Below are 10,721 nucleotides of genomic sequence, written 5' to 3' on the forward strand. Positions count from 1 at the left end.
GCGTCCCGCACCACCACCGATCCGACCGGCTCCCGGGGCAGCACCCCGGGGGCGGACCCCGAGGAGGCGCCGTGCGCGTGCTCATCGCCGGCGCCGGCAGCGTCGGCCGCTCCATCGCCCGCGAGCTCCTGGCGGGCGGCCACGACGTGCTGCTGGTCGACCGCAACCCCGAGAACGTCGGCCGCGCCTCCGTCCCGGGGGCGCGGTGGCTGCTCGCCGACGCCTGCGAGATCACGTCGCTGTCCGGCGCCGGCCTGGAGGCCACCGACGTCGTCGTCGCCGCCACGGGCGACGACAAGGCCAACCTCGTCGTCAGCCTGCTCGCCAAGACGGAGTTCGGGGTGCCCCGCACGGTCGCCCGGGTCAACAACCCCAAGAACGAGTGGATGTTCGACGAGGCCTGGGGCGTCGACGTCATGGTCTCGACCCCGCGCCTCATGACGGCGCTCGTCGAGGAGGCCGTCGCCGTCGGCGACGTCGTCGAGGTCTTCTCCTTCCGCGGCGGCGCCCGGATGCTCAGCTACACGATCCCCGACGGGTCGCCGCTGGCCGGGACCGCCGTCGGCAGCACCGACTGGCCGCCGGACACGGTGCTCGTCGGCGTCGTGCGCGAGGGCCGCCCCCTCGCGCCGACCGACGACGACGCCCTCGAGGCGCGCGACGAGCTGCTCCTGCTCGCGGGCGACGAGGACGAGCAGGAGCTGCGCGACCTGCTCTCCCCCGGCCGCTGGCAGCGGGACGCCTCGCCGCGGGCGGCCGGCGCCGAGGTCGTCTAGCTCCTCAGCCCTCCGCGGGGCCGCGGGCGGGCGCCTCGGCGGGGCGGGTCGCCAGCGGTACCCGGCGCACGAGGAGCCACGTGAGGTAGGCCGCCACGCCGAAGAGCGGGAAGCCCATGACGACGCGGGCCGTGCCGAGGGCGGCGACCTCGTCGGCGAGGTAGAGGGGCCCCTGGACGAGCAGGCGCAGGACGAAGAGCGCGACCCAGATCCACGTCACCTGCACGTAGACGCGCAGTCGGCGGGGGTCGTCCTTCCAGGCCAGGCGCTCGTCGGTGAGCAGGCCCAGGGCGAGGCCGAGCACCGGCCACGGCCCGCGGGGCACCCGGACCCGGCGGCCGCGGCCGAGCCGGAGGGAGAAGGCCGGCGTCCGCACGGTCGACAGGGCGTACACGGCCGCGTAGACGACGTTGACGAGGAGGCCCCAGACGAAGAAGTCGCGCGCCTCCCCCGTCCGCGAGGCGATGAGCGCGCACACGGCCACCCCGAGCAGCCCCGAGACCGCCTGCCCCGGGGAGCTGCGCCCCACGAGGCGCACGAGCACGAAGAGCGCGGAGGTGCCGAGCGCCGCCCAGATCGCCGTCCGCAGGTCCTGGACGACGCTGATGACGACGACGAAGACGACGCTGGGGAGCGCGACCTCGACGACGCCCCGCGGGCCGCCGAGCGCCTGCGACACCGAGAAGTCGGGGCCGAGGGCGGCGGCGAGGCCCGAGCGGCCGGCGGCGGGCGCCGGGTCCGCCCCGGGCGCGCTCCCCTCCTCGGCGCCCCGGCTCACGAGCGCGGCGCGGGGGCCGACGGGAGGAGCTCGTACCGCGGGTTGTACATGACGGCGTGACCGTCGACGACGCTCACCAGGCCCTCGACCTTGATGCGCCGTCCGGCCTCGACGCCGGCGATCTCGCGGCGCCCGAGCCAGACCACCGAGAGCGAGCCGGAGCCGTCGAAGACCTCGGCCTCCAGGGCCGGTGTGCCAGCGCGGGGCCGCAGCGTGACGCTGCGCAGCGCGCCCGCGACGAGGACGCGGTGCCGGTCGCCGAGGGACGCGCACGGGCGCCCGCCCTCCCGCGCCGACTCGGCCTGCTCGGCGGCGCAGTGCATCTCCTCGCGGCTGCTGAAGCGGCTGACCGCCTCGCGCAGACCGCCCAGCCCCGACCGGGGGGCGACGACGGCGGGGGCGGCGCTCTCGCGTCGGTCCGTCGTGGGGTCCGTCGTGCGGCCCAGGAGCCCGCGGGTGCGTGCCACGACCTCGTCCTCCTCGTCGGCGCGCGCCCTGCGCGCCCCGTCGGCGGTGTCCGCCGGTGCGGGAGCCGCAGCGGCGCGCGTCCAGCGTAGGCGCTCCGCCGGGCGGTCCCGCGCCGGTGCGGGGAGACCACCCGGACGAGCGCGGGACCCTCGGCGGGCCCCGCCGGCCGGTCCCGGGTCAGCGCGTCTCGGTGGTCTCCGGGCCGCGGTGGAAGGGGTCCAGGGGGCCGAGCCCGTCGTCGCCGCCGTCGGGGGACGCCGGGCTCCCGGTGCCGCTGCCCGGGGTCTGCTGCTGCTCGACCGGCTGGGGCCGGCCGGGCTGGGACTGGCCGGGCTGGGACTGGCCGGGCTGGGACTGGCCGGGCTGGCCGGGGTCGGACTGGGCCTGGCCGGGCTGGCCGGTGGCGGGGCGGGCCTGGTCCTGGGGCGGCAGCCGCAGCGGCAGCATGTCGCGGGGGGCCATGGCCTCGTCGCCGCGGTCGACGACGACCGCGCGCAGCATCGCCTCCAACGGCGCCGCGGCCTCCCGCTCCACGGCGGCCCGGCCGCCGAAGACGGCGCGGACGAACCAGCGGGGGCCGTCGACGCCGGCGAAGCGGACGGCGCGGTGCCCGGTGCGGCCGTCGTCGGTGCGCACGGGGACGCGGGCGAGCACCTCGGGCCCGAAGACGCCCTCGGCGTCCTCGCTGGCGCCGCCCTGACGGCTCACCTGGGCGCGGATCTCCGCGCGGCCCTCCTCCCAGATGCCGTCCGTGCGGGGGGCCGCGAAGGCCTGCAGCTGCAGCGTGGAGGGCCCGAGGACGACGACGGCCCCGATGACGCGCTGGGTCTTCTCCTCGAGCTCGAGCCGCAGCTCCATGCCCTGGACGGCGGGCAGGCGCAGCGCGCCGAGGTCCACGCGCGGGCGGGCCGCGTCCTCCTCGCTGATCTCCGTGAGGTCGAAGGGGCCCTGCGTCCGGCGCCGCGCCTCGCGCGCCAGCGCCGCGGTGCGCACGCGCTCGGCCTCGGCCTCGGCGGCGACCCGTGCGGCGCGGTCGGCGACCGCCTGGGGGTCCTCCTCCTCGGGGACGGCGACGTCCTCCGCCTGCTCGGCCTCGACGGGCTCGTTCCTGCGGCGCCACTTCACGGCTGCTCCTCCCCGGCGGCGCGCGGGCCCCCGGCGGTCGTCTCGGTCGGGTCGGCTCCGCTGCTGGCGCCGGGCCCGCTCGTCCTGGTGGTCGTCCTCGTGGTGCCCTGCGCGGCCGGGCGGGCCGCGCCGGCGGTCGGCGGGTCCGCCGCGCCCGCGGCGGCACCGGTCCCCCCGTCCCGGCCCCCCAGCGTGGCAGACGCGCCCCCGAGGGCGCCGTCGGCCGCTGCGCCCCCCTCCGGGCCGGTCCCCCCTCCGCTCCCCCAGCCGCCCGTCGAGCCGTGCCCGCCGGCGCCCCGCCCCGAGGGGGGCAGCTCGTCGACGACGCGGAGCTCGGCCCGCGCCACGCGCTGGACGACGAGCTGGGCGATGCGGTCGCCCCGGCGCACGTCGAAGGGCTCGGCGCGGTCGGTGTTGACGAGGGTCACGAGCACCTCGCCGCGGTACCCCGCGTCGACGGTGCCGGGTGCGTTGAGGGTCGTCACGCCGTGGCGGGCGGCGAGCCCGGACCGCGGGTGGACGAAGGCGGCGTACCCCTCGGGCAGCGCCAGGGCGACGCCCGTGGCCACGGTCGCCCGGCCGCCCCCGGGCGGCAGGTGCGCGTCGTGGCGGGCGACGAGGTCGGCGCCCGCGTCGCCCGGGTGCGCGTACACGGGCAGGGGCAGGTCCGCGTCGAGCCGGCGCAGGGCCACGGGCACGACCTCGGCCGCCTCCGACGGCGCGGCACCGGCGGCGCTCGACGGGATGGCCTCCACGGGCGTCGACCCTAGTCCCGGGTAGCGGGCGCCCACCCGCTCGCGGCCGGCCCGCGGGTCGGCCGCGGTCGGGGGCGGCGGCGCCGCGGCGGCGGCTCGTGCCAGGCTTCCCGCGTGGCCCCCCGAGACGACGCAGGCGCTCCGGACGCGGCGGGCGCGCACGACGACCGCGCCGCGGGCGCCCCGCAGGACGGGGCCCGCGAGGACCTCGGCGGTGGGGTGCTCTTCCGCGAGCGCGTGTGGCCCTCGCTCGGCACGTGGGTGGCGGCCCCGGCCCTGGCCTCCCTGTCCGGCCTCGCCGCGGCGCCCCTCGGCGTCGGCGTCGTCGTCGTGGTCGTCGTCGCCGTGGCGGCCGTCGTCGTCCTGGGACTCGTGCGGAACAGCCCGGTCGTCGTCGTGACGGACGGCGAGCTGCGCGCCGGCGGCGCCCGGATCCCCCGCTCCGAGCTCGGCGCGGCGACCGGCTACGACGGCGAGGACGCGCGCCGCCAGCGCGGCCCGGTGCTCGACGCGCGGGCGCACCTCGTGATGCGCGGGTGGGCCGACGGCGTCGTCCGCGTCGAGGTCCTCGACCCCGAGGACCCGACGCCCTACTGGCTGGTGTCGACCCACCGCCCGGCCGCCCTCGCCCGGGCCCTGCAGCCGGGCACCGGCCGACCGCCCCGGGGCTGAGGCTCGGGCCCTCGAGGACAGGGCCACGGACGACGACGGGGGCCGGCACCCGCCGGAGCGGGCGCCGGCCCCCGTCGTGGCCGACCTGCGTGCGGGTGGGCGGCGTCAGGCCGCGCACTCGGTGCAGACCAGGCGGCTGGGCGTGGACTCGCCCGCCAGCTGGCTGCGGTGGTGCACGAGGAAGCAGGACGAGCACGTGAACTCGTCCGCCTGGCGCGGGAGGACCCGCACCNCCGCGCACTCGGTGCAGACCAGGCGGCTGGGCGTGGACTCGCCCGCCAGCTGGCTGCGGTGGTGCACGAGGAAGCAGGACGAGCACGTGAACTCGTCCGCCTGGCGCGGGAGGACCCGCACCGAGAGCTCCTCGTTGGACAGGTCGGCGCCGGGGAGCTCGAAGCCCTCGGCCGCCTCGGTCTCGTCCTCGTCGACCTTGCCGGAGCTCTGGTCGGCGCGACGGGCCTTCAGCTCCTCGATGGAGTCCTCGTTGAGCTCGTCGTCGGTCTTGCGCGGTGCGTCGTAGTCGGTGGCCATGTCGTGCGTCACGCTCCAGGTCGGTGGTCGTCGGTGCTGGCCCGGCGGGAGCGGGCGCCCCCGCTGCCCGCCGGCCGTCGTGGCGGGCTCGCGCCGCTGCTCGGCGCACGGCCGCGCCGTGGTCGCGCGCGTCGCCGCCCGTCGGGGTCCCCAACGCCCGGAGGTCGTCGAAGATGCCCGCCGCCGGCCACCCGCGCGACGGCGCATTGTGCACCACGGGTGGCCGCCCGGTACTCCGGGTCACGACGCTCGGACGCCGCGCCACCGCCTGCGACGCCCGCGGGCTGCTCCCCGGTGACGGGCGGGTGTCGCACGGGTGGCGGGCGCGCGACGATCCGGCGCCCACCCCCTCCCCCGCCTCCGGACCGGGGGACGACGGGCGCGGGCCGTCCCCCGCGGCGTCTACCCTCGGGCCAGCAGCCGGCGGCCGCCGCGCTGCGGGGCGCCAGCCCCCGACCCAGCGCGGGTGCCCCGCGCCGCCCCTCCGGAGGTGTGATGAGCGAGTTCGCGACCAACGTCAACGAGCGCGTGCGAGAGGCGCGCAGCGCGCTCGACAGCGCGCGCGCCGAGGGCGACGAGTACCTCGTCGGCGTGCACACGGGAGAGCTGGAGTCGCTCGCCCGCCTCGCCCAGGAGAACGACGTGGCGCTGCCCGAGGGCGGCGCCGGCGAGAGCAGCAGCGACACCACGACCGGCGCCTGACGCCGTCCCCGGGCGCCGCGGGGGGCGCCGGCTCCCTGCAGGAGGGGGACGCCGCGCCGCCTCAGGCCCCGGGCGGGGGCGGCGCCTCCTCCTCGCACAGCGGGTCCAGCCCGACCACGAGGTCCCCGAGCCGGGCGGCCAGGGCCGGGGCGGCGGCCAGGCAGAAGCGCTCGGAGGCGGGCTCGTCCGGCGCCAGGCCGCGGACGACGGCGCCCGCCTCCTGGGCCACGAGGGCGCCCGCCGCGTGGTCCCAGGGCTGCAGGCCCCGCTCGTAGTAGGCGTCCAGCCAGCCGGACCCGACCGAGCAGAGGTCGAGCGAGGCGACGCCGCTGCGCCGCACGTCGCGCACGTGCGGGAGCACCCCGGACAGCACGCGGGCCTGCGCCGCTCGCCGCTGGGGGGTGTAGCCGAAACCGGTGCCCACCAGCGCCTCTCCCAGCGGCACGTCGGCCGGCCCGGCCAGCGGGACGCCGTCGAGCCGCGCCCCGCCGCCGCGCGTCGCCGTCCACGTGCGACCGCTCACGGGGTCGTGCACGCACCCCGCCACCGCCGTCCAGGTGCGGGGGTCGGGGCGCTCGTCCGGGGCGCCGGCCCCGACGACGGCCGCGACGCTGACGGCGTACCCCGGCAGCCCGTAGAGGTAGTTGACGGTGCCGTCGATGGGGTCGACGACCCACGTGACCCCGCTCGTGCCGCCCGTCGCGCCGCCCTCCTCTCCGAGCACGCCGTCGGCCGGGCGCTCTGCCCGCAGCAGGCGGACCAGGAGCTCCTCGCTGGCCGTGTCCATCGCCGTCACCACGTCGGTGGCGCTGGACTTCGTGGCCATGACCTCGAGGCGCTCGGGGCGGCCGCGGTGCACCAGCTCGCCCGCCGCCCGCGCCGCGCGCTCCGCGAGGCCGACGACCTCGGCGAGCTCCTCGGGGCCGGGGAGGACGACGTCGGGGGCGCTCACGCGCCGGCGCCCGGCGCCGCGCCGGCCTCGAGCAGGGCCCGGGCGCCCGGCCAGTCCCGGCCGCACGCGGCGGGCCGCCCGCGGTCGCGCAGGTTGGGGCAGCACCCGACCGGGCAGACGTCGTGGGAGGGGCCCACCGCGCCGCTCGAGGGCCGCGGCGGCGCCTCCTGCTCGCCGGCGGCGGCCCGCTCGACCGCGGCGCGCTCGACGACGAGGTCGACGAGGCCCGCGACGAAGGCGGGGTCGACGCCCGCGGTGGCCGCGCGCTCCATCGGCAGGCCCAGACGGTCCGCGGTCTCCCGCGCCTCGGTGTCGAGGTCGTAGACGACCTCCATGTGGTCGCTGACGAAGCCGATGGGCGCGACGACGACGCCGGGGACGCCGCGGGCGGCGAGCTCCTCGAGGTGGTCGTTGACGTCGGGCTCGGTCCACGGCTGGCTCGGCGGGCCGCTGCGCGAGCAGTAGACGAGGGTCGACGGCAGCGCCGCACCGCCGGCGCGCGAGCGGACGACGTCGGCCACCACGGCGGCCACGTCCTCGTGCTGGCGCACGTACGCACCCCCCTCCGGCCCGGCGGTGTCCGCCATGGCCGTGGGGATCGAGTGCGTCACGAAGACGAGCTCGGCGCCCTCGCGCGCGCCCTCGGGGAGCCGCTGCCACGCGGCGGTGACGGCGTCGGCGTTGGCCGCGACGAAGCCGGGGGCGTCGAAGTAGTGCCGGATCTTGTCGACCCGCAGGTCGCGCCCCTCGGCCGCGAGGTCCACGAGCGCGCCCGCGAGGTCCTCGCGGTACTGGCGGCAGCCGGAGTAGGACGCGTACGCGCTGGTGGCGACGACGAGGACGCGCCGCGCGCCGCCCTCGTGGAGCTCGCGCAGCGCGTCGGTGACGAAGGGCGCCCAGTTGCGGTTGCCCCACGCCACGGGGACGTCGAGCCGGCGGGCGGCGAGCTCCGCCCGCAGCGCCGCGAGGAGCTCGCGGTTCTGGTCGTTGATGGGGCTGCGCCCGCCGAAGTGGTGGTAGTGCTCGGCGACGGCCTCGAGGCGCTCGTCGGGGATGCCGCGCCCGGCCGTGACGTTGCGCAGGAACGGCATGACGTCCTCGTGCTGCTCGGGACCGCCGAAGGACAGCAGCAGCACCCCGTCGTAGGGGGCGAGCGAGGAGGACGGCGCGGCGGGACCGGTGGGGAGGCTCTCGGCAGACGGCACGCGCCCATCGTGCCCGGTGGGGCCCGACCTCCGCGCGCGGGCCGCCGTCCGTCCGACCCGCGCCTCGACCCGCCGCTGGGCCTCGCCCACGCGCGGGCGCCGGGGTGGCAGGCTGCCCGGCGACGTCGGCGAGGAGCGCCGACCGGCGGAGGGGCGGACGACGATGCAGGACCTGACGCTCGTCGGGGTGGACGACGACGGGGAGCACCTCGTCCTCGCCGCCCCCGGCGGCACCCGGTTCCGCCTCCGCGCGGACGACGCGCTGCGCCTCGCCGCCCGTCGGGGGCCGGCGGCCCCCGCCGCGCCCGCCGGACCGCCCGCGGCGCTCACGCCGCGCGAGATCCAGGCCCGGCTGCGCGCCGGGGAGGACGCCGCCGAGATCGCCGCCGCCACGGGCGTCGCCGAGGAGCGGGTGCGCCGCTACGAGGGCCCCGTCCTGGCCGAGCGGGCGCACGTCGCCGAGCGGGCGCGGGCGCTGCCCGTGCGGTGGCGCGACGGCTCCGGCCGCAGCCCGGCGCTCGAGTCCCTCGTGGCCGACCGTCTCCTCGAGCGCGGGGCCGAGGGCGGCGCCGCCTGGGACGCGTGGCGCCGCGAGGACGGCGCGTGGCTCGTGCGCGCGGCCTTCCGCGCGGGCGGGCGGGAGCGCCGCGCCACCTGGTCGCTCGACCTCCAGCGCGCCCACCTCGAGGCCCTCGACGACGAGGCCCGCTGGCTGTCCTCGGTCGACGTCGACGAGGCGCCCCCGGCCCCGGCCCCCCGTCTCGCCGCCGTGCGCGAGCAGGTCTACGACGTCGACGAGGGCGGCGCCGCCCGCCCCGCCGCCCGCGACGACGCGCCCGTCGACCTCGCCAGCCGGCGAGGGCGCCCCTCGCCCGCCGGCACCGGGCGTGACGAGCGGACGGGCGACGCGGGCGACGCGGGCGACGCGGGCGACGCGACGAGCGGCGCCCAGGCCGGCGACGAGGCGGACGGCGAGGACGCCGCCGCGCGCGCCGAGGCGGACCGGCGCGAGCGGGCGGGCCGCACGCTCGACCTGCTCGAGCACCTGCGCGGTCGCCGCGGTCGCCGCCAGCCGCTCGCCGACCCCGACGACGACGAGCTGGAGGCCCTGACCTGGGCCGAGCTCGAGGCGCTCACCGGACCCCGGGGCGACGAGGAGGCCGAGGGCGGGGCCGAGGGCGACGACGCCCGCGCCGGCGAGGACCCGTGGGACGCGGCGGGCGAGCCGCCGGCGGCCCACCCGCCGGCCTCGCGCCCCGAGGAGGCGGTCGACGACGGCGTCCTGGCGCTCGAGCCGCTGCCGGAAGCGGCGACCGCGGACCCCGCGGCAGCTCCCGCGGACGCCGCGCCGTCGGACGCCGACGAGGACGAGTCCCCGGCCCCCCGCCGCCGGCGGCGGCGCGGCGCTGCCCGGCCCACCGAGGACGAGGGCGTGCCCGGCCAGGAGGAGCTGCTCCCCGAACCGCCGCGCCCCCCCGCCGCGGGCGCCGACGAGGAGGGCGACGCACCCGCGGACCAGGCCGAGCGGCCGAGGCCGCGCCCGTCGAAGCGCGGCGCGCGCCCGAGCGTGCCGAGCTGGGACGACATCGTCTTCGGGCAGCGCAAGGACTGACGGGCGACCGGGGCCGGCCGGCTGGCTCAGCCGAAGGGCAGCACGTCCGGCGAGAGGGCGGCGGCGCGGGCGGCCGCGGCCGTGCGGCCCTGCCGGTGGTGGCGCCGGCACAGCACCTCGTAGCCGACGTCGCCCTGCGCGTCCGTCCCGACGTCCCCGACGACGACCTGCTCGCCCTCCACGACCATCGCGCCCCCGACGGTGCGGGCGTTGTGGGTGGCGCGGGCGCCGCACCAGCACAGCGCCTCGACTTGCAGCACCTGCACGCGGTCGGCCAGCTCGAGCAGCCGCTGCGATCCGGGGAACAGGCGCGTGCGGAAGTCGGTCGTGATGCCGAAGGCGAAGACGTCGACGTCGAGCTCGTCGACGACGCGCGCCAGCTGCTCGACCTGCGCAGCTGAGTAGAACTGGGCCTCGTCGCACACGAGGTAGTCGACGCGCTCCCCCGCCGTCCGGCGACGGCCCACCTCGGCCCACAGGTCCGTGCCGTCGGCGACCTCGACGGCGCGGCGGCGCAGTCCCAGGCGGCTCGAGACCACGGCCTCTCCCGCGCGGTCGTCGCGGGTGAACACGAGGCCACCGCGACCGCGGGCGGCGTGGTTGTGGTCCATCTGCAGCGCCAGCGTCGACTTGCCGCAGTCCATGGTCCCGGAGAAGAAGACGAGCTCGGCCACGGGCGGCCATCCTGCCCGAGGCGGTCGCGGCCCGACGACGCCGACGTCCTCGCCCACCGGCCGACGACGGTCTCCGCGTCACCGGCCGACGCCCTACCGCCGGCCCAGCAGCGCGTCGCCCGCCCGATGAGCGCCTCAGCTCCGGGGAGCTCGCTGCCGCACCTTCCCCTCGCGACGCCCGCTGGAGCGCCGTGTCGGCGCTGCGGCGCCCGTCCGGGGCCGTCGCGACGCGGGGGACGACCACCCGCCCCGGGAGGGTGGCGAGGACCACCCGGACGAGCGGTGGTCGAGCACTCGCCTCGTCATCCACTCTTCCGTAGACTTCGAACACGTGTTCGAGTGACGGTGAGTGGGTGGTCGCGGTGGGCGTGCCGACCGGCGACCTGCCCCTGGCCCGCCGCCGCGCCCGGGCCCTCGTCGAGGAGATCCGCGCCGAGGAGGCCGAGCGCTCCCGCGCCCACGCCCGCACCC

General features: G+C 79.2%; 10 protein-coding genes and 3 pseudogenes. 4 read left to right on the top strand and 9 right to left on the bottom strand.

The annotated features are described in order from the left end of the window. The first annotated feature begins 71 nt into the window (after nucleotides 1–71). Nucleotides 72–776 (top strand): potassium channel family protein, encoded by a 705-nt coding sequence (locus tag WDV85_RS14050; protein WP_171203402.1) that lies wholly within the window; start codon nucleotides 72–74, stop codon nucleotides 774–776. Between the two features lie 4 nt (nucleotides 777–780). On the opposite strand, the gene WDV85_RS14055 is transcribed toward WDV85_RS14050, so the two are convergent. From WDV85_RS14055 to dut, 4 genes and pseudogenes are all read right to left on the bottom strand, one after another. Further along, nucleotides 781–1,554 carry a DUF3159 domain-containing protein gene (locus WDV85_RS14055; protein WP_298803280.1) on the bottom strand — a complete coding sequence of 258 codons (774 nt, stop codon included), beginning with the start codon at nucleotides 1,552–1,554 and terminating at the stop codon, nucleotides 781–783. Beyond that, the gene (locus tag WDV85_RS14060) at nucleotides 1,551–2,021 is read right to left on the bottom strand and encodes an OB-fold nucleic acid binding domain-containing protein (RefSeq protein WP_339571219.1); all 471 of its coding nucleotides are present in this window, start codon (nucleotides 2,019–2,021) and stop codon (nucleotides 1,551–1,553) included. Before WDV85_RS14060 ends, WDV85_RS14055 begins: the two co-directional genes overlap by 4 nt. 178 nt (nucleotides 2,022–2,199) lie before the next feature. After that, on the bottom strand, nucleotides 2,200–3,147 hold the full coding sequence (locus tag WDV85_RS14065) for a DUF3710 domain-containing protein (protein ID WP_339571220.1): 948 nt from the start codon (nucleotides 3,145–3,147) through the stop codon (nucleotides 2,200–2,202). Nucleotides 3,148–3,362: 215 nt separating this feature from the next. Next, a pseudogene (gene dut / locus WDV85_RS14070) lies at nucleotides 3,363–3,893 on the bottom strand (dUTP diphosphatase); the annotation flags it as partial. 123 nt (nucleotides 3,894–4,016) lie between these two features. On the opposite strand from dut, the gene WDV85_RS14075 reads away from it, so the two are divergent. Beyond that, on the top strand, nucleotides 4,017–4,574 hold the full coding sequence (locus tag WDV85_RS14075) for a DUF3093 domain-containing protein (protein WP_339571222.1): 558 nt from the start codon (nucleotides 4,017–4,019) through the stop codon (nucleotides 4,572–4,574). A gap of 105 nt (nucleotides 4,575–4,679) precedes the next feature. Here WDV85_RS14075 and WDV85_RS14080 read toward each other — a convergent pair. Together WDV85_RS14080 and WDV85_RS14085 are read right to left on the bottom strand one after the other, a co-directional pair. Further along, nucleotides 4,680–4,805, bottom strand: a pseudogene (locus tag WDV85_RS14080) (DUF4193 family protein); the annotation flags it as partial. 3 nt (nucleotides 4,806–4,808) lie between these two features. Continuing rightward, nucleotides 4,809–5,105: pseudogene (locus tag WDV85_RS14085) on the bottom strand (DUF4193 domain-containing protein); the annotation flags it as partial. 495 nt (nucleotides 5,106–5,600) lie between these two features. On the opposite strand from WDV85_RS14085, the gene WDV85_RS14090 reads away from it, so the two are divergent. Beyond that, nucleotides 5,601–5,807 carry a hypothetical protein gene (locus WDV85_RS14090; RefSeq protein ID WP_339571223.1) on the top strand — a complete coding sequence of 69 codons (207 nt, stop codon included), beginning with the start codon at nucleotides 5,601–5,603 and terminating at the stop codon, nucleotides 5,805–5,807. Between the two features lie 61 nt (nucleotides 5,808–5,868). Here WDV85_RS14090 and WDV85_RS14095 read toward each other — a convergent pair whose 3' ends face one another. Continuing rightward, nucleotides 5,869–6,759, bottom strand: coding sequence for an inositol monophosphatase family protein (locus WDV85_RS14095; RefSeq protein ID WP_339571224.1), 891 nt, complete (start codon nucleotides 6,757–6,759; stop codon nucleotides 5,869–5,871). After that, complete coding sequence (locus WDV85_RS14100) at nucleotides 6,756–7,964, bottom strand: ferrochelatase (RefSeq protein ID WP_339571225.1); 1,209 nt, start codon at nucleotides 7,962–7,964, stop codon at nucleotides 6,756–6,758. Before WDV85_RS14100 ends, WDV85_RS14095 begins: the two co-directional genes overlap by 4 nt. 163 nt (nucleotides 7,965–8,127) lie before the next feature. On the opposite strand from WDV85_RS14100, the gene sepH reads away from it, so the two are divergent. Continuing rightward, nucleotides 8,128–9,576, top strand: coding sequence for a septation protein SepH (gene sepH / locus WDV85_RS14105; protein WP_339571226.1), 1,449 nt, complete (start codon nucleotides 8,128–8,130; stop codon nucleotides 9,574–9,576). Between the two features lie 26 nt (nucleotides 9,577–9,602). Here the strand turns inward: sepH and WDV85_RS14110 are convergent, their stop codons facing one another. Beyond that, complete coding sequence (locus WDV85_RS14110; protein ID WP_339571227.1) at nucleotides 9,603–10,250, bottom strand: thymidine kinase; 648 nt, start codon at nucleotides 10,248–10,250, stop codon at nucleotides 9,603–9,605. Nucleotides 10,251–10,721 lie beyond the last annotated feature (471 nt).

The organism is Pseudokineococcus sp. 5B2Z-1, from assembly GCF_037482305.1.
Classification (GTDB): Bacteria; Actinomycetota; Actinomycetes; order Actinomycetales; family Quadrisphaeraceae; genus Pseudokineococcus.